We start from the raw sequence: 18,379 nt of genomic DNA, 5'->3' as shown, positions 1-18,379 counted from the left end.
AGCTGCGACGACGGCATTAGGACGAGGAAGTTACGGAACCGTTGTCGAATCGAGAGCGGGCTGGAATTTGGACTGGCCGTCCGCATCTCCGAAGATGAGCGGATGGCCGTTGAGCACGAAGGGACGCCCTTCGGGCGGTATCGGTTGGTCGAGTTGCTGGGCCGCGGTGGGATGGGTGAGGTCTGGCGGGCCTACGACCCGGTCAATGCGCGGTTTGTGGCGCTCAAGGTGTTGCCCGTGGCGTTCGCCAACGACGCGGTGTTCCAGGAGCGGTTCCGCCGGGAGGCCCGGTCCGCGGCGGCGCTCGACGAGCCCCATGTGGTGCCGATCTACGACTCCGGCGAGATCGACGGGCGCCTGTTCGTCAGCATGCGGCTGGTCCGGGGCCGCGAACTGCAGGACCTGCTGCGGGCCGGCGCGCTGCCGCCGGCGCGGGTGGTCGCGATCATCGAGCAGATCGCGTCGGCGCTGCACGCCGCGCACGAGGTCGGGCTGGTGCACCGCGACGTGAAGCCGTCCAACATCCTGGTCGGCGCCGACGACTTCGCGTACCTGATCGACTTCGGGATCGCCCGCGCCGTCGGCGAGACCGGCTTGACCAGCGTCGGGTCGACGATCGGCACCTGGGCCTACATGGCGCCCGAGCGGTTCACCGACAGTGGGGTGGCCGACGCCCGCGCCGACATCTACGCGCTGGCGTGTGTGCTGCATCAGGGCCTGACGGGCCAGGAGCCCTTTCCGGCCGACGGCATCGAGCAGATCGCCATGGCCCACCTGACGCAGCCGCCGCCGCGGCCGTCGCGGCTGCGGGCCGGGATTCCGGAGGCCATGGACGCCGTGATTGCCACCGGCATGGCCAAAGACCCCCGGCAGCGCTACGCCACCGCCAAGGACCTGGCCCGGGCCGCGCGGATGGCGCTGCACGCCCCGCCCCGCCAGCCTGCCCCTCGGTACGCACCGCCGGTGACGCCGCCGCCGGTGACGCCACCGCCAGTGACGCCGCCGCCGGTGACGCCGCCGGCGGTGACGCCCCGGCCGCAGCCGCAGCTCCAGCCCCAGCCCCAGCCCCGGCGCCGTCGTCGCACCCTGGTCCTTGCCGCGGTGGCGGTGGCGGTCGCGGTGGCTATCGCCGCCGGCGTGGCCCTGATCGTGATGAACAAGGGCACGTCGACCGGTACCACCAGTGCGCAGGTGGTCCTGCCGTTCGCCGGGTTGAACCGTCCCGGCGGTCTGGCCGTCGACGGCAACGGCACCGTGTACGTGGTCGACACCGGCAATAACCGCGTGCTGTCGCTGGCCCCGGGTGCCGGCGCGCAGAAGGACCTGGGGTTCGTCGGCCTCAACCTGCCCCACGGTGTGGCGGTGGACGGCAACGGCGGGATATACATCGCCGACACCGGCAATGACCGGGTGATCAAGGTGGACGCGTCCGGCGTGACGACGGTGCTGCCCTTCACCAGCCTTGTCGGACCCCAAGGCGTGGCGGTCGACGGCAACGGCGCGGTCTACATCACCGACACCGGCAATCGCCGGGTGCTCACGCTGCCGGCCGGGTCCACCGAACAGGCGCAGGTGGCGTTCACCGACCTGGTCCGGCCCGACGGTGTCGCAGTCGACGGCAGCAGCTCCGTCTACGTCAGTGACGTCGGCAACGGCAACAACCGGGTGGTCAAGGTGGACGGGGCGTCCGGACAGCAGACGGTGCTGCCATTCAGCGGCCTCAACAACCCCTGCGGCGTCGCGGTCGACAGCAGCGGCGCGGTCTACGTCGCCGACCGGGACAACCATCGGGTGGTCAAGCTGCCCGCCGGGTCCGGCGCCCAGACGGTGCTGCCGTTCGCCGGCCTCAACGGGCCCTACAGCGTGGTGGTCGACGGCATCGGCGACGTCTACGTCAACGACAACGGCAAGAACCGCGTCGTCAAGTTGCCGCAGCGCTGACCCGCATCGCGAGTCAGCGCTGTCCAGCGCCGCAGCTAGTCGGCCGGCTCAGGCGGCTCGGGCGGTAGTGGACCCTGCAGCGCCGTCTCCGTCGGGTCGGCGAGCGGCTCGCCGAAGTGGTCGCGCACGACGGGCAGCGGGCCGGTGATGGGGTCGTCGTCGGAGTCGTCGACATTCTCGGTGCGGAACACGAAGAAGAACACCACCCAGCCGACGGCCGCGATGAACAACCAGCTGATCAGCCGGTAGATCAGCATCGCGGAGATGGCGTTGGGCAGGGACATGCCGCTGGACACCAGACCCGGCACCAGCACCGCCTCCACGATCAGCAGGCCGCCCGGCATCAGCGGAATCGTGCCCACCGCGCGGGCGGCCGCGTACGCCACCGTCAACCCCGCGACGGACGCGTGATCGCCGGCCGCGTAGGCGGCAAAGCCCAGGCACGCCACATCGGCGACCCAGTTGAACAGCGACCACCCGAACGCCACCGACAGGTCGCGCCGCCCCAGGCTGACCGACTCCAGCTGCATCAGCGTCTCGCGCCACTTCGCCAGGCCGGTGTCGGCCGGTTTGCCGCGAATCGAATTGGCCCACGACAGCACCCGGGTGCCGATCCCGTCGATCAGCTCCGGCCGCGACGCCACCGCCTGCGCCAGCAGCAACAGCGCGACGAAACCGCCGAGCGTGAACAGCAACGAGAACGGGTTGTTCTTCGCGCCCAGGAAGAAGGCGCCGCCGAGGCCGAGCAGTGCCAGGCCCACCGCCTGCAGCACGCCCGACATCACCAGCTGCCAGGACGCCACCACCGTCGACGCACCCCAGAGCCGTTGCTGACGGAACAGGAACGTCGCCGACAGCACCGGCCCGCCCGGCAGCGTGGTGCTCAGCGAATTGGCGGCGTAGAAGGCGGCTTCCGACCGCAGTTGCTTGACGTGCACGCCCGCGGACCCGAGCAGCGTGCGCTGGATCTGCGCGAAGCTGTGCATCGACGCGACGGCCGCCACCACCGCCGCGATCAGCCACCACCAGTTGGCGTGGTACGTACTGACGAAGGCCTTGGCCAGCTGATGCCACCCGAGGGACACCTCGACGGCCAGCACGATCCCGACGATGCCCAGGATCACCCACCGCACCCACCAGTACTTGCTGCGGGGTGCGTCCTCGCGCTGGGTCCGCAGGCTGCGGGCCGGGGCGTCGTGCGACACGTGGAATAGGGTAACCGTGCTGGTGGCGGCACCATCCGAGCACTTGGCGACCGTGTCGGGATAGTGACCGGATCGTGCCGGCCATGAAGGGTCGCGACGACAGATAGGCTTGCGCGATGTCGGCAAATCTCGACGACGAATCGGTCTCCCCCCTCGTTCGCAAGACCGCAGCCTGGGCGTGGCGGCTGCTGGTCATCGTGGCCGCCGCCGTCGCGCTGCTATGGGTGGTCGACAGGCTCGAGGTCATCGTGGTCCCCGTGTTGCTGGCGGTGATGCTCAGCGCTTTGCTGGTACCGCTGGTGGACTGGCTGGACATGCGGGGCGTACCGCGCGGCATTGCCGTGTCGCTGGTTCTCCTGGGCGGCTTCGCGATCCTGGGCGGCATCCTGACGTTCGTCGTCAGCCAGTTCATCGTCGGCCTGCCCGACCTGGTCACGCAGGTCGAGCACAGCATCGACTCCACCCGCAAATGGCTGATCGAGGGCCCCGCGCACCTGCGCCGCGAGCAGATCGACAACGCGGGCAACTCCGCGATTCAGGCGATCCGCAACAACCAGGAGAAGCTGACCAGCGGCGCGCTATCCACCGCGGCCACCATCACCGAGCTGGCCACCGCGGCGGTGTTGGTGCTGTTCACGCTGATTTTCTTCCTGTACGGCGGTCGCAACATCTGGCAGTACGTCGCGCAGATCGTCCCCGCCCATGTGCGCGACCGCGTCCACGAGGCGGGCCGCGCCGGATACGGCGCCCTGACCGGATACGTGAGGGCCACGTTCCTGGTCGCCCTGACCGATGCGGCCGGGGTCGGGACGGGGCTGGCGGTCATGGGTGTGCCGCTGGCGCTGCCGCTGGCCTCGCTGGTCTTCCTCGGCGCGTTCGTGCCGCTGATCGGTGCCCTGCTCTCGGGTCTGCTGGCCGTGGTGGTGGCGCTGCTGGCCAAGGGCATGGTCTACGCGCTGCTGACGCTGGGTTTGCTGATCGTGGTCAACCAGCTCGAGGCGCATGTGCTACAGCCGCTGGTGATGGGTCGCGCGGTGTCGATTCACCCGCTGGCGGTGGTGCTGGCCATCGCCGCGGGCGGGGTGCTCGCGGGGATCGTCGGCGCTTTGCTCGCGGTCCCCACAGTCGCGTTCCTCAACAACGCGATGCAGGTGCTGCTGGCCAACGACCCCGAGGCCGAGGCGGAAAAGGCCGAGGACGACGAGGAAGTCGGCGCCATCATGCAGGCCGCGCCCGACGATCCCGACTGAGTGCCCTCGCAACCCCGTCTACACCCCCGCGAGTGTTGGGTTATGTCACGCCTGAGGGCCAGATGCGTGGCATAAGTCGACAGTCGGCGGGGGAGAGGGCAGGAGTTACAGCCGGCCCTCGCGGCGCAGCAGGTCCTGGGCGGACAGTCCACCACCGACGCGGCGCCTGGGCCGCGCCTTGTCGCCCTGCCCGCCGCGGGCATTCAGCTTCTCGGTCGCGGCCTCCGAGTCGTCGGAGCGCATGACGGGCAGCGCGGCGGTGGGGTCGGCGGGGTCGCCGTTGGCCTCGCTGGGACGGTCGGCCTTGTTCGAAGCAACCGGGAGGCCGCGGGTCTGGTCGGCGGACGGCGCCGGCCGTGTCGGGCCCGACGCGGTGGTCGCCGACTGCATGCGTCCGGTCGCCGCGCCCGACGGCAGCTCCTTCGAGGTCGGAGCGGGCAGCTCCTGGGTCGGGCGGATCGCCGGACGGGGCGCCGGCGGCTCCGGCGCGCCGGGATGCGTCGGGTCGTGTTGCGGTCGCTGCGCCTGGGTGACGGCGGCCGCCGCAGTGACGGCAGGACGCGTGGACCGGCCCTCGATCGAGGGGCGCTTGTGCTCGTCGGGCAGGTCGATCTCGCCCAGCCCGATCTTGTTCTGCAGCCGGCGGGCCCACCGCGGGGCCCACCAGCAGTCGTCGCCGAGCAGCTTCATCACCGACGGCACCAGGAACATCCGGACCACGGTGGCGTCCAGCAACAGCGCCGCCATCAGGCCGAACGCCAGGTACTTCATCATCACCAGGTCGGAGAACACGAACGAGCCGGCGACCACGGCGAGGACCAGCGCGGCGGCCGTGATCAGGCGCCCGGTGGTCGCGGTGCCGATCCGGATCGACTCCTGGGTGGACATGCCGTTCTCCCGCGCCTCGACCATTCGGGAGACCAGGAAGACCTCATAGTCGGTGGCCAGGCCGTAGCCGACCGCGACCACCAGCGCGATGATCACCACCATCAGCGGCGTCGGCGTGAAGTTCAGCAGTCCCGCGCCGTGCCCATCGATGAATATCCAGGTCAGGATGCCCATGGTGGAACCGAGCGTCAGCACGCTCATGACGGCGGCCTTGATGGGAAGCACCACGGATCCGAAGGCCAGGAACATCAACAGCATGGTGGTGGTGATCAGCACGACCACCATCAGCGGCGCATTGTCCACCAGGCTGTGGATCGAGTCCTGTTCCAGCGCGGGTGTGCCGCCGACATAGAGCTGCAAACCCTTGGGTGGCGTGATCGAGCGCAGCTCTTCGAGTTTCTTGGCCGGATCCGCATCGGCGCTCACCGCGTTCTGCAGCACGCGGACCGACGGATCCTTCGAGGCGCCCGGGGCCTCTTTACGTTCCTGCCACATGTTCGCCGGGTTGTTGTCCTGCTCGACGAAGCCGGGGATCGACATGGCCTTGGCGCGCATGTCGGCGACCTGCTGGTCGGTGACCGGCTGATGGTTGGTCGACTGGATCACCAGGGTCAGCGGGTTGGTGCGATACCCGGGGAAGAGCTTGTCGAAGTGCTCCTGGGCCAGGCGCGCCGCGTTGTTCGGCGGCAGATATTTCTCGCTCATGCCGCCCAGCGACATGTTGCCCAGCGGGATCCAGAGCAGGATCATGCCGACGGCGATCGGGATGGCGAACGCGAGCGGGCGCTTCATCACGAAGTTGACCAGCTTGCCCCAGAACCCGGCCTCGACCTCTTCGCGGGTCTTGGTCTTCTGCAGCCGGTCGGCCAGCCAGTTCAGGTATGCCCGCGACACCTTCCAGTTCCGCAGGAACGGCACCCGGAACGCGGTCCGTACGCCGAGCGCGTCGACGTGCTTGCCGAGGACGCCGAGGCAGGCCGGCAGCAGCGTGATGGACAGGATCGCGGCCAGCGTCACCGCCGTGATCAGGGCGTACGTCAACGACTTCACGAAGCCCTGCGGTAGCAGCAGCAGGCTGGCGCCCGAGGCGGCGATCAGCACCGCCGAGAACACCACGGTCCGGCCGGCCGTCATCACCGTGCGCCGTACAGCGGCCTCGGTGTCATAGCCCTCGGCGATCTCTTCTCGGAACCGGCTCACCACGAACAGGCCGTAGTCCACCGCGATGCCGAGACCGATCAGGGAGACGACGGGCTGGGCGAAGAAGTGCACCGGCCCAAACATCGCGATCAGTCGCAGGATGCCCAGCGAGCCGGCGATGCTCAGACCACCAACCATCACCGGGAGGCAGGCCGCGACCGCCCCGCCGAAGACCAGGAACAGCACCACGGCCACCAGCGGCAGCGCCAGCACCTCCATGCGTCGCTGGTCGGTGGCGATGGTGCCGGTCAGCGCGCTGGCGATCGGTTGCAGGCCCGCGAGTTGCACGGTGCCGCCGTCCAGCTTCTGCAGCGCCGGTTCGATGTCCTTGTAGTTGGTCAGGATGGTGTCGTCGTCGTCACCCTTGAGCGGGATTGAGACGAACGTGTAGTGCTTGTCGTCGGTGGCCATGCCCTTGACGAGCGGGCTTTCGCTGTCAGGTGCCTTCAGGTAGCCGCCCCAGAGGAGCACCTGCTTGGGGTGGTCCGCGACGAATTTGTCCAGCTCGTTTTTGATCTTCTTCGACCACACCGGGTCGTCGACGGTCTTGCCCTCCGGGGCGTGGAAGATCGCGACGATGTGGCCGGTACGGTCACGGCCGTACACCTGGTCGCCCAGGACCGAGGCCTTGACCGACTGGCTGCCGTCGTCGTAGAAACCACTCTGCGTGACGTGCTTGCCCAGGCTCATGCCGAAGACGCCGCCGCCGAGGCTCAGCGCAACCATGACCCCGATCACGATGAACCGGTAGCGGTACACAGTTCGACCCCACCAGGCGAACACGTGGACTCCTTACTGGATCTTTAGCGACCCGCGCTGCGACTTCTGTCTTGGGGCTTTTCTGTTTTTCTCACACACGCGAGGTCAGCAGCGAAGACAGCGGCCGGAACGGCTGCAGCCAAGCGCCCTGGTCAGGCAGCGAATCCAGGCCAATTCGCGGCAACGGTTCCCGGAAAACACCCGCGATATCTTCCAGGTCGACGAACTCTAAGGTATCCGACGCTAACGCCCAACTGGCATGTTCACGAAATCCGAGCACCTGAACGGCGATCCCGCCGCGGGCGATCTCCTCCAGCGGCTGACGGAACGCCTGGCCGTCGGCCGAGGCCACCACCAGCGCCGCAAGCCCCTCGCCGTGTCGCAGGGCGATGTGCTCGAGCATGTCGCGATCGACGTCGCTGTCCTCGTCGATCTTCGGCTTGGCAAAGACCGCAAATCCCACGTTACGCAGCGCGTCCACCCACGGCCGGACGACGTCGGCGCTGCCGGGCGCGATGTTAGTGAAAACGGTGGCCTCGGGTTCGACGGATTCGTCGGGACGGTTCGCCGCGACCTCGGCGGTGCGGGCCAGCAGCCAGCGGCCCAGCGCGTCGAAGCGCGGGCGTTCCGCGCCCGTCGGCCGTCGGCCCAGGATGGAACCCAGCCCCATGTCCAGGTTCGGGGCATCCCACACCAGCAGCACGCGCGTGACGGGGCGGCTGGACAGGCCGTCCGGCTCCGGGGGTGCGACCGCCGCCTCGTCAGTCACGCTCATGGTCATCTAGTTCTCGGGTCTCTTCCAGATCAATTCCGCGACGGCGCTGCCGACGTCCTGGGCCTTGGTCTCGTACTTTGTGGTGGGACGGACCAGGGAGATCGGCGGCGCCTCGCCTGGCTCGACCCTGCGCAGCCGGGGCTCGGCGTCGCCGACCTCGGCGATCTGCTCGGCGTACCCGGCGTGGTCGGTGGCGGCGTGCAGCACGCCGCCGGGGCGCAGCCGCTCGCTGATCAGCCGCACCGTGGCCGGCTGCAGCAGCCGGCGCTTGTGGTGGCGAGCCTTGGGCCACGGGTCGGGGAAGAACACCCGCACACCGGTCAGCGAATCCGGCGCGATCAGATGCAGCAGCACGTAGGTGGCCTCGCCGCGGATCAACCGGATGTTGGTCACCCGCTCCCGGTCGATCGCGCACAGCAACTGCGCCAGCCCCCGCTTGTAGACCTCGACCGCGATCACGTCGATGTCCGGCTCTTCGGCCGCCATGGCCAGCGTCGACGTGCCGGTACCGCAGCCGATTTCCAGCACCAGCGGCGCCTCGCGGCCGAACCAGGCGCGGGTGTCCAGCGGCGCGGGCTCCTGCTCGACCGTCACGGTCCTGCCCAGCCGCGGCCAGAGCCGCTCCCACGTCTCGCGCTGCGTGGTGGACAGGGCGGAGCGCCGCGAGCGGAACGCGGTGACGGGTCCTCCCGCAAGGACATCTCGCCCGGCGGCTCCCTGCTCGGAGATCCCCACGCCGGGTTGCGCATGCATTTGTCCATGGTGGCCCATGAACGCCCGATGTAGCCGCACGTGGTCCAGATTGATACCCAACAGTTGCCTTCAGCTGGTAACAGATAGACAGGCTGGCTCGCATCTGCGCGCCGCAAGTGCCACGATTCGCATGCGGGAGCTGACCGGACACCGGGGATAGGGGCACCAGATTTTCATCGATGAGCTGGCACGATTCGCCGCCGTCAGCGCCGATGAGCGGGTCACGGCGATCGCCGAGGCGGCCGCGGCGCCGCTGCGGGTCGCGGTCCGCGGACGCCCGGGGGTGGGCCGCAGCACGGTCGCGCGTGCGCTGGACGCGCGCGAAGCGTCCGAGTCCGCCGATGCGGTCGATGTGGTCGTCTACGTGACGGTCGAGGTGCTCAAGCCCGAGGACGTCACCGCGATAACCGCGGAGCGGCGTCCGGTGTTGGTCGTGCTCAACAAGGCCGACCTGACCGGTTTCGCCGGGGACGGGCCCCTGGTCGCGGCCCGGGCCCGCTGCGCGCAGCTGGCCCAGCTGGTCGAGGTGCCCGTGCTGCCGATGATCGGGCTGCTGGCGGTGGCCGCGGTCGACGGCCTGCCCGACGGGGCGTGGGCCGGCCTGCGCGCGCTGGCCGACGGCACTGGAGACGTCGCGCCCGCCCTGCTCGGCGCGCTGGACATGTTCGGCACCGCGCTCGGGGTCGCCGCCGTCCGCAACGGGTGGACGCCGGGCCGGCTGCGCGCGCTGCTGCGGCGGATGAGCTGCGTCGACGACGTCGTCGCGGCCATCGACGACGCCGGAGCCGGGGTGCGCTACCTGCGGGTGCTGGACGCCGTCGCGGAACTGGAAGCCCTCGCCGTCGGCGCGCAGCACCTGGGGATCGGCGAGTTCCTGGCCCGCGACGACACCGTGCTGGCCCGGATGGCGGCGGCCGAGCTGGTCGAAGCCGGATCCCCCGCCGTGCGTCGGGCCTGCGCCGCCGACATCACGCGGGGATCGCTTCGGCTGGGGGCGGGGCGGTGAGCGGGGACGAGGCGGCCGGCGAGGTCGACGCGCTGGTCTCGGCGATCGGGCCCCGGCTGGATGCGCCCGCCATCAACCGCCGCGACGTGGTGCTGGTGACCGGCCCGTGGATGGCCGGGGTGAGCGGCGTGGTCTTTGCGCTGCGCGAGCGGCTGCCGGAGCACAAGTTCGTAGAGTCGACGGACCTGGGCCCCGGCGACGCGCCGCTCGCCACGGTGTTCGTGGTGTCGGCCGCCGCCGGGCTGACCGAGTCCGACTGCGCCCTGCTGGACGCGGCCGCCGAGCACACCGACGTGGTGATCGGCGTGGTGTCCAAGATCGACGTGCACCTGACCTGGAACGAGGTGCTGAACGCCAACCGCGACAAGCTGTCCGCCCACGCGCGGCGCTACCGGCGGGTGCCCTGGGTGGGTGTGGCGGCGTTGCCCGAACTGGGCGAGCCGCGCGTCGACGAGCTGGTCGACGCGGTCCGGACGCAGCTGGACGGTTCCGACATCCCGCGCCGGAACCGGTTGCGGGCGTGGGAGTCCCGGCTCCAGACGGTTGCGAAGCGGTTCGACCGCGACGCCGACGGCGCCGGCCGGCGGGCCCGGGTCGACGCCCTGCGCGACCAGCGCAGCGCGGCCCTGCGGGAGCGTCGGCAGTCGAAGACCGAGCACACCATCATGCTGCGCGGCCAGGTCCAGCAGGCCCGCGTCCAGCTGTCCCACTTCGCGCGCAACCGCTGCTCGACGCTGCGCAGCGAGCTGCAGGAGGACGCCGCGCGGCTGTCCCGGCGCAAGATGCCCGGCTTCCAGGAGTACGCCCACCGCCGGTTCGGCGACGTCGTCGTCGAGGTCAGCGACGGCACCTCCGCGCACCTCGCTGACGTGGCCCAGGTGATGGGCGTGCCGGTGGAGCTGCCCGCGGTGGACCAACTGCCGACCGTCGAGGTCGCCGCCCCGTCGCTGAAGTCGCGGCGCCAGGAAACCTGGCTGATGGTGCTGCTGGGCGTCGCGTTCGGCCTGGGTGTCGCGGTGACGCTGAACCGCCTGCTGGCCAGCCTGGCGCCCCGCCTGTCGCCCTGGCTGGCGGCGGTCGGATACGCGGCCTGTCTTCTCGTCGGGCTGGTGCTCACCGTCGCGGTGGTGCGGATCCGTGGGTTGCTGCGCGACCGGGCGGTGCTGGACCGCTGGGCCGGCGAAGCGACCGAGACGCTGCGGTCGGTGACCGAGGAGCTGGTCGCCACGCGCGTGCTGATGGCGGAGACTTTGCTGAATACCGCGCTGAGCGCCCGCGACGAGGCCGAGAACGCTCAGGTGGCCGACCAGGTCAGCGCCATCGATACCGAACTGCGCGAATACGCCATCGCCGCGGCCCGGGCCGCCGCGGTGCGCGACCGCGAGATGCCGACGGTGCAGGCGGCGCTGGACGCGGTGCGTGCAGAACTCGGTGAACCGGGTATACGTGAGCCTAACTAGGCGTTTTCCCGCGTTTTTGCGTCTTCTGAATCGTTGTTGTGAGGAGGCTTATACCCGCCCAGGCCTTCCGCGACAAGTTGCTCGCGATAACCTGTATAGAAAGCTTTACCGTGTGAACAGTTGTGTCGGCACACGCAAGACGCCCGCCAAGTAAGCAGATAATTCAGGAGAGTTTCGATGACCTCAGCGACCATTCCCGGTCTGGACGATGCGCCTACCAAACACCAGGGGCTGCTGTCCTGGGTAGAGGAGGTCGCCGAGCTCACCCAGCCGGACCGAGTGGTCTTCGCCGACGGCTCCGACGAGGAGTTCAGCCGGCTCGCCGCCCAGCTGGTCGAGGCGGGCACCTTCACCAAGCTGAACGAGGCCAAGCACCCGAACTCCTACCTGGCGCTGTCCGACCCGTCGGACGTGGCCCGCGTCGAGTCGCGGACCTACATTTGCTCCGAGCGCGAGGTCGACGCCGGCCCGACCAACAATTGGATGGACCCCGCCGAGATGCGGTCCACGATGACCGAGCTCTACCGCGGCTGTATGCGTGGCCGCACCATGTGGGTGGTGCCGTTCTGCATGGGCCCGCTGGGCGCCGACGACCCGAAGCTCGGCGTCGAGATCACCGACTCCGAATACGTCGTCGTCTCGATGCGCACCATGACCCGCATGGGCAAGGCCGCGCTGGACAAGATCGGCGACGACGGGTTCTTCGTCAAGGCGCTGCACTCCGTGGGCGCTCCGCTGGACGACGGCCAGAAGGACGTCCCGTGGCCCTGCAACGACACGAAGTACATCACCCACTTCCCGGAGACCCGCGAAATCTGGAGCTACGGCTCGGGCTACGGCGGCAACGCGCTGCTGGGTAAGAAGTGCTACTCGCTGCGGATCGCCTCGGCGATGGCCCACGACGAGGGCTGGCTCGCCGAGCACATGCTGATCCTCAAGCTGATCTCCCCGGAGAACAAGGCCTACTACTTCGCCGCCGCCTTCCCGTCGGCGTGCGGCAAGACCAACCTCGCGATGCTGCAGCCCACCATCGAAGGCTGGCGCGCCGAGACCCTGGGCGACGACATCGCCTGGATGCGGTTCGGCAAGGACGGCCGGCTGTACGCGGTGAACCCGGAGTTCGGCTTCTTCGGCGTGGCGCCGGGCACCAACTGGAAGTCCAACCCCAACGCCATGCGCACCATCGAGGGCGGTAACACCGTCTTCACCAACGTCGCGCTGACCGACGACGGCGACGTGTGGTGGGAGGGCCTGGAGGGCGAGCCGCAGCACCTGATCGACTGGAAGGGCCGTGACTGGACTCCCGAGTCCGACGAGAAGGCCGCCCACCCCAACTCCCGCTACTGCACCCCGATGTCGCAGTGCCCGATCCTGGCGCCCGAGTGGGACGACCCGCAGGGTGTGCCGATCTCGGGCATCCTGTTCGGCGCCCGCCGCAAGACCACGGTGCCGCTGGTGACCCAGGCCCGCGACTGGCAGCACGGCGTGTTCATGGGCGCGACCATGGGCAGCGAGCAGACCGCGGCCGCCGAGGGCAAGGTCGGCACCGTGCGCCGCGACCCGATGGCCATGCTGCCGTTCCTGGGCTACAACGTCGGCGACTACTTCCAGCACTGGATCGACCTGGGCAAGAACTCCGACGAGTCCAAGCTGCCGCAGGTGTTCTTCGTCAACTGGTTCCGCCGCGGCGACGAGGGCCAGTTCCTGTGGCCGGGCTTCGGCGAGAACAGCCGGGTGCTCAAGTGGATCGTCGATCGCATCGAGCACAACGCCGGCGGCCAGGACACCCCGATCGGCATCGTGCCCACCCCCGCGGACCTGGACCTGGACGGCCTGGACGTCGGCGCCGACGACGTGACCAGCGCGTTGGCCGTCAACGCCGAAGAGTGGCGGTCCGAGTTGCCGCTGATCGAGGAGTGGTTCGAGTTCGTCGGCGACAAGCTGCCGACCGGCATCCGCGACGAGTTCGACGCGCTCAAGCACCGCCTGGCCGAGGCCGACTAACAGCTGCGCGTCGTACAGTCGGCGCATGCAGATTCGTCAGCATGTCGGCGCCGACAAGCCCGCCGTCATCCTGCACCCGTCGGGCACGGTCGTCACGTTCGACGAGCTCGAGGCCCGCGCCAACCGGCTGGCGCACCGGTTCCGCGCGGCGGGCCTGCAGGAGGGCGACAGCGTCGCGATCCTGATGGAGAACAACGAGCACATCCACGCCGTCATGTGGGCGGCCCGGCGCAGCGGGCTGTACTACGTGCCGATCAACACCCACCTGACCGCCGCCGAGGCCGCCTACATCGTCGACAACAGCAATGCCAAGGCGATCGTCGGCTCGGCGGCGCTGCGCGAGACCTGCGAGCGGCTGGCGGAGCACCTGCCGGACGGCCTGCCCGAGCTGCTGATCCTCGCGGACGGGGACCTGACGGGTTGGGAGCGCTACCCGGAATGCGTTGCGGACCAACCGGACACACCGATCGACGACGAGATCGAGGGCGACCTGCTGCAGTACTCGTCGGGCACTACCGGGCGCCCCAAGGGGATCCGCCGCGAACTGCCGCACCTGCCGCCCACCGAGGTGCCGGGCATGATGTCGGCGCTGGTCGGGTTCTGGATGACGCCCGAGTCGATCTACGTGAGTCCGGCGCCGCTGTACCACACGGCGCCGTCGGTGTGGTCGATGAGCGCGCAGGCCGGCGGGATCACGACTGTCGTGCTGGAGAAGTTCGACCCCGAGGGCTGCCTGGACGCGATACAGCGCCACCGGGTAACCCATGGCCAGTTCGTGCCCGCGATGTTCACCCGGATGCTGAAACTCCCTGAAACCGTGCGGAATTCGTATGACCTGTCCAGCTTGCAGCGGGTGATGCACGCGGCCGCACCGTGCCCGGTACAGATCAAGCAGCAGATGATCGACTGGTGGGGCCCGATCGTCGACGAGTACTACGCCTCCTCCGAGGCCATCGGATCCACGCTGATCAGCGCCGACGAGTGGCTGGCGCACCCGGGTTCGGTGGGCAAGCCGATGCTCTGCGAGATACACATCCTCGACGAGGACGGCAACGAGCTGCCGCCGGGGCAGGCCGGCGAGGTCTACTTCAGCGGCGGCAACACCTTCGAATACCTCAACGACACGGCCAAAACCGCGGCGTCGCGGGACAAACACGGCTGGACTACGGTCGGCGACGTCGGCTACCTCGACGACGAGGGCTACCTGTTCCTGACCGACCGGCGTCACCACATGATCATCTCCGGCGGCGTGAACATCTATCCGCAGGAGACCGAGAACCTGCTCGTCACCCACCCAAAGGTGTTGGACGCGGCGGTATTCGGCGTGCCCGACGACGAGATGGGGCAGCGCGTCATGGCGGCGGTGCAGACCGTCGACCCGGCCGACGCGACCGACGAGTTTGCCGACGAGCTGCTGGCCTGGCTTCGGGATCGCCTGTCGCACTTCAAATGTCCGCGCGTGATCGCGTTCGAGCCGCAGCTGCCGCGCACCGACACCGGCAAGCTCTACAAGAACGAGCTGATCGACAAGTATTCGGCGTGAAATCCGGCCCGCCCGGCGTGACCGTCGCCGTAGGTCCGCCAACAGACGAAACGTCGCTCGATGCAGCGACTTTCACGCTGACCCAGGAGCCGTCCGCCGACCGCCGGGTGGTCACCGTCGATTCGGTGCCCGACGCGCTGGCCGAGCTGACGGCGCGCTGTGAGCGGTGGCCGCAGGCCAGCGCCGTGTGCGACGACGTGCTGCGCGCGATCGACCCCGCCGGGCCGACGCTGGCGGGCGTGGTGACCGAGTCGCTGGCCTACTCGACGCTGCAGGCGGGCCCGGAGTTCGCGCGCTGGCTGTCCGAACGCGGCCCGGCCCGGATGCCCGAGATTGCCGACCCCGTGCGGGCCGAGCGCGACGGCGACACCCTGCGCATCAGGTTCAACCGGCCGCAGCGCCACAACGCGTTCTCCACCGACGCACGCGCGGCGCTGCTGGAGGCCCTGGCGGTGGCGCAGCTGGACCCCTCGGTGACCGGAATCGTGTTGGGCGGCAACGGCCCTTCGTTCTGCAGTGGCGGCGACCTCGCCGAGTTCGGCACGTTCGCCGACCCGACGAGCGCGCACCTGGCCCGCACCAGGCACAGCCCCGCGCTGGTGCTCGACGAGCTGACCGCCCGGCTCGGCCGGGCCTGCCGCGCCGAGGTGCACGGCCGGGTGCTGGGCAGCGGGCTGGAGATGGCCGCGTTCTGCGGATGGGTTCAGGCGCACGGTGATTCGGTGTTCGGGCTGCCGGAGTTGGCCCTCGGCCTGATCCCGGGCGCCGGCGGCACCGTCAGCGTCACGCGGCGAATCGGCCGCTGGCGCACCGCATACCTGGTGCTGTCCGGGCGCACCGTCGACGCGCAGACCGCGCTGGCGTGGGGACTGATCGACGCGCTGCAGTAAACCCGCTGCCCGTCAGGGGGTTTGGCTGACGGTGGTGGTGACGTGGGGGGCCGGCGTCTGGGGCGTCGGCGCCAGCAGCAGGAAGGCGACCGCGCCGACGGCGGCCAGGACGGGACCCGTGATCGCGCCGGCCAGCGCCCACCGCTTGGCCCTGGTGGACGCCTTCTGCGCCTCGGGGTACTTCCCGTCGGTCCATAGGCCGTTGACCCGCCTGGCGTAGACGATCGACACGATCCCGAACGGGGCGAAGCACAGCAGGGTGCACAAAATCCCCCACAGCAGGTAGCTCTCGGGTTCGCGCTGACCGTGGAAATCGGGGTGCTGGACCTGCCAGCCGGGCTTCGAGGGCTGCCAATCCGGTTGCCGCGGTGGATTGGTCATGGCGCCAAAATATACAGTCAGATTCCGCCGCGGGCCACCAATTGACCGGCGATCACGTTGCGCTGTATCTCGTTGGTGCCCTCCCCGACGATCATCAGGGGGGCGTCGCGGAAGTAGCGCTCGACGTCGTATTCGGTGGAATAGCCGTAACCGCCATGGATGCGTACCGCGTTGAGCGCGATCTCCATCGCGACCTCCGACGCGAACAGCTTGGCCATGCCGGCCTCCATGTCGCAGCGCTCGCCGCTGTCGTAGCGCTCGGCGGCGTACCGCGTGAGCTGACGGGCGGCGGTGAGTTTGGTCGCCATGTCGGCGAGGTAGTTGCCCACCGCCTGGTGCTTCCAGATCGGCTGGCCGAAGCTTTCCCGCTGCTGGGCGTAGGCCAGCGCGTCCTCCAACGCCGCCGTCGCGACCCCGAGGCTGCGGGCGGCCACCTGGATGCGGCCCGTCTCGAGGCCCTTCATCATCTGCGAAAAGCCCTGGCCCGGTTGGCCGCCCAGGATCGCGGACTCGGGGACCCGGTAGTCGTCGAACGACAGCTCGCACGACTCGACGCCCTTGTAGCCCAGCTTCGGCAGATCCCGCGACACCGTCATCCCGGGGCCGTGGCCGACCAGCGCGATCGAGATGCCCTTGTGCCGCGGCGTGGCGCTCGGATCGGTCTTGCACAGCAGGGCGATCAGCCCGGACCGGCGGGCGTTGCTGATCCAGGTCTTGGCGCCGTTGATGATCAGGCCGCCTTCGCCGTCGGGCAGCGCGGTGGTGGTCATGTTCTGCAGGTCGGACCCGCCGCCCGGCTCGGTCAGCGCCATCGTGGCGCGCAGTTCGCCGGTGGCCATCGGCGGCAGGTACGTCCGGCGCTGCTCCTCGGTGCCGAACAGCGTCAGCAGCTTGGCCACCACGGTGTGCCCGCCCATCGCGCCGGCCAGGCTCATCCAGCCGCGGGCCAGCTGCTCGGTGACCTGGACGTAGCACGGCATCGACACCGGCGACCCGCCGTACTCCTCGCCAATGGCCAAGCCGTAGATGCCGATCCGCTTCATCTGCTCGATCCACGCCTCGGGGTAGGTGTTGGCGTGCTCGACCTCGCGGACGGTGGGCTTTACGTCGCGATCGACGAACGCCCGTACGGTCGCGACGAGCATGTCCTCTTCGGCTGTACTCACTCGGCAGTCCTCACTATGGGCGACCTCCGTGTTGACCCTCGCTTCGACAGCCTGCCAGCATGGGGCGTTGTGACGGTGAACGGGTACGCGGGTTTGCGCGAGGGCGGAGCCTACTTCGACGATCTCTCGGTGGGCCAGGTGTTCGACTGGGCGCCGTCGGTGACCCTGTCGTCGGGACTGGCGGCCGCGCACCAGGCGATCCTGGGTGACCGGATGCGGCTGGCTCTGGACGGCGACCTGTGCACGGCGGTGACGGGCACGCCCGGCCCGCTGGCGCATCCGGGGCTGGTGTGCGACGTGGCGATCGGGCAGTCGACGCTGGTCACCCAGCGGGTCAAGGCCAACTTGTTCTACCGCGGCCTTGAGTTCCACCGCTTCCCGATGATCGGCGACTCGATCTACACCCGCACCGAAGTGGTTGGGCTGCGGGCGAATTCGGTGAAGCCGGGACGCCCGCCGACGGGTCTGGCCGCGCTGCGGATGATCACCATCGACCAGGCCGACCAGCTGGTGCTGGACTTCCACCGCTGCGCGATGCTGCCCGCCAGCCCGGACTGGCGGCCCGGCGAACCCGGCGACGACCTGTTAGCGGTCGGCGCGGACGCCCTGGCGCCGGCCGTCGACCCGACCGAGCACTGGGACGGCGACATCTTTCGAATTCGGGTGCCGGGACCACATTTCGATGCTGGCCTGGCGGGGCAGGTGCTGCGCAGCACCGCCGACGTGGTCAGCAGCGCGCCGGAGCTGGCTCGCCTCACGCTGAACATCGCTGCCACCCATCATGATTCGCGGGTCGGGGGCCAGCGGCTGGTCTACGGCGGGCACACCATCGGCCTGGCGCTGGCGCAGGCCAACCGGCTGCTGCCCAACCTGGCGACGGTGCTGGGCTGGGAGTCCTGCGACCACACCGGTCCAGTGCACGAGGGCGACACGCTGTACAGCGAGTTGCACATCGAGTCGGCCGAGGCGACCGCGCACGGCGGCGTGCTCGGGCTGCGGTCGCTGGTGTACGCCGTCGGTTCGGCCGACGAGCCCGACCGCCCGGTGCTGGACTGGCGGTTCCGCGCGCTGCACTTCTGAGCGCGGGCGCCGCGGTTAGGCGCGTCGGCGCGGGGTGCGAGAGGCGCGGGGCGGGCGGGGCGCGGGGCGCGAAGAGTG

General features: G+C 69.6%; 14 protein-coding genes. 8 read left to right on the top strand and 6 right to left on the bottom strand.

Translation table 11 applies throughout. The features are described from left to right. Positions 1-102: 102 nt before the first annotated feature. The gene (locus AC5Y5V_RS16940; protein WP_499937465.1) at positions 103-1,941 is read left to right on the top strand and encodes a serine/threonine-protein kinase PknD; all 1,839 of its coding nucleotides are present in this window, start codon (positions 103-105) and stop codon (positions 1,939-1,941) included. A gap of 35 nt (positions 1,942-1,976) precedes the next feature. Here AC5Y5V_RS16940 and AC5Y5V_RS16935 read toward each other — a convergent pair whose 3' ends face one another. Beyond that, positions 1,977-3,146 (bottom strand): lysylphosphatidylglycerol synthase transmembrane domain-containing protein, encoded by a 1,170-nt coding sequence (locus AC5Y5V_RS16935; RefSeq protein ID WP_499937461.1) that lies wholly within the window; start codon positions 3,144-3,146, stop codon positions 1,977-1,979. Between the two features lie 116 nt (positions 3,147-3,262). Between AC5Y5V_RS16935 and AC5Y5V_RS16930 the strand changes: the two genes are divergently transcribed. After that, complete coding sequence (locus AC5Y5V_RS16930; protein WP_499937459.1) at positions 3,263-4,396, top strand: AI-2E family transporter; 1,134 nt, start codon at positions 3,263-3,265, stop codon at positions 4,394-4,396. Between the two features lie 105 nt (positions 4,397-4,501). Here the strand turns inward: AC5Y5V_RS16930 and mmpL3 are convergent, their stop codons facing one another. The 3 genes from mmpL3 to trmB form a co-directional block, all read right to left on the bottom strand. Further along, positions 4,502-7,267 carry a trehalose monomycolate exporter MmpL3 gene (mmpL3, locus tag AC5Y5V_RS16925; RefSeq protein WP_499937457.1) on the bottom strand — a complete coding sequence of 922 codons (2,766 nt, stop codon included), beginning with the start codon at positions 7,265-7,267 and terminating at the stop codon, positions 4,502-4,504. 67 nt (positions 7,268-7,334) lie between these two features. Then, complete coding sequence (locus AC5Y5V_RS16920) at positions 7,335-8,018, bottom strand: NYN domain-containing protein (protein ID WP_499937453.1); 684 nt, start codon at positions 8,016-8,018, stop codon at positions 7,335-7,337. A gap of 6 nt (positions 8,019-8,024) precedes the next feature. Further along, positions 8,025-8,789, bottom strand: a complete 765-nt coding sequence (gene trmB / locus AC5Y5V_RS16915) for a tRNA (guanosine(46)-N7)-methyltransferase TrmB (RefSeq protein WP_499937700.1) — start codon at positions 8,787-8,789, stop codon at positions 8,025-8,027. Positions 8,790-8,940: 151 nt separating this feature from the next. On the opposite strand from trmB, the gene AC5Y5V_RS16910 reads away from it, so the two are divergent. The 5 genes from AC5Y5V_RS16910 (at position 8,941) to AC5Y5V_RS16890 (ending at position 15,674) form a co-directional block, all read left to right on the top strand. Then, positions 8,941-9,777, top strand: coding sequence for a hypothetical protein (locus AC5Y5V_RS16910; RefSeq protein ID WP_499937698.1), 837 nt, complete (start codon positions 8,941-8,943; stop codon positions 9,775-9,777). Further along, on the top strand, positions 9,774-11,237 hold the full coding sequence (locus AC5Y5V_RS16905; protein WP_499937451.1) for a hypothetical protein: 1,464 nt from the start codon (positions 9,774-9,776) through the stop codon (positions 11,235-11,237). The genes AC5Y5V_RS16910 and AC5Y5V_RS16905 overlap by 4 nt, the downstream gene beginning before the upstream one ends. A 177-nt stretch (positions 11,238-11,414) precedes the next feature. After that, positions 11,415-13,241 carry a phosphoenolpyruvate carboxykinase (GTP) gene (locus tag AC5Y5V_RS16900; RefSeq protein WP_499937449.1) on the top strand — a complete coding sequence of 609 codons (1,827 nt, stop codon included), beginning with the start codon at positions 11,415-11,417 and terminating at the stop codon, positions 13,239-13,241. Between the two features lie 25 nt (positions 13,242-13,266). Then, positions 13,267-14,784, top strand: a complete 1,518-nt coding sequence (fadD4, locus tag AC5Y5V_RS16895) for a fatty-acid--CoA ligase FadD4 (protein ID WP_499937447.1) — start codon at positions 13,267-13,269, stop codon at positions 14,782-14,784. Then, positions 14,781-15,674, top strand: a complete 894-nt coding sequence (locus tag AC5Y5V_RS16890) for an enoyl-CoA hydratase/isomerase family protein (protein ID WP_499937445.1) — start codon at positions 14,781-14,783, stop codon at positions 15,672-15,674. The genes fadD4 and AC5Y5V_RS16890 overlap by 4 nt, the downstream gene beginning before the upstream one ends. 12 nt (positions 15,675-15,686) lie before the next feature. On the opposite strand, the gene AC5Y5V_RS16885 is transcribed toward AC5Y5V_RS16890, so the two are convergent. Next, positions 15,687-16,055: a CD225/dispanin family protein gene (locus AC5Y5V_RS16885; RefSeq protein ID WP_499937443.1), complete on the bottom strand. Its 369-nt coding sequence runs from the start codon at positions 16,053-16,055 to the stop codon at positions 15,687-15,689. A 17-nt stretch (positions 16,056-16,072) separates the two neighbouring features. After that, positions 16,073-17,221, bottom strand: a complete 1,149-nt coding sequence (locus AC5Y5V_RS16880) for an acyl-CoA dehydrogenase family protein (protein WP_499937441.1) — start codon at positions 17,219-17,221, stop codon at positions 16,073-16,075. Positions 17,222-17,290: 69 nt separating this feature from the next. Between AC5Y5V_RS16880 and AC5Y5V_RS16875 the strand changes: the two genes are divergently transcribed. Next, positions 17,291-18,301, top strand: coding sequence for a MaoC family dehydratase (locus tag AC5Y5V_RS16875; RefSeq protein WP_499937439.1), 1,011 nt, complete (start codon positions 17,291-17,293; stop codon positions 18,299-18,301). Positions 18,302-18,379: the final 78 nt, after the last annotated feature.

This window comes from Mycobacterium sp. NGS68, from assembly GCF_059812195.1.
This window is presented reverse-complemented; position numbering and strand designations above follow the sequence as displayed.

Coding starts and splice junctions, on each gene's coding strand:
- trmB (WP_499937700.1), bottom strand. CDS start 8,789: ATGGGCCACCATGGACAAATGCATGCGCAACCCGGCGTGGGGATCTCC.
- fadD4 (WP_499937447.1), top strand. CDS start 13,267: ATGCAGATTCGTCAGCATGTCGGCGCCGACAAGCCCGCCGTCATCCTG.
- AC5Y5V_RS16920 (WP_499937453.1), bottom strand. CDS start 8,018: ATGAGCGTGACTGACGAGGCGGCGGTCGCACCCCCGGAGCCGGACGGC.
- AC5Y5V_RS16930 (WP_499937459.1), top strand. CDS start 3,263: ATGTCGGCAAATCTCGACGACGAATCGGTCTCCCCCCTCGTTCGCAAG.
- AC5Y5V_RS16900 (WP_499937449.1), top strand. CDS start 11,415: ATGACCTCAGCGACCATTCCCGGTCTGGACGATGCGCCTACCAAACAC.
- AC5Y5V_RS16940 (WP_499937465.1), top strand. CDS start 103: ATGGCCGTTGAGCACGAAGGGACGCCCTTCGGGCGGTATCGGTTGGTC.
- AC5Y5V_RS16885 (WP_499937443.1), bottom strand. CDS start 16,055: ATGACCAATCCACCGCGGCAACCGGATTGGCAGCCCTCGAAGCCCGGC.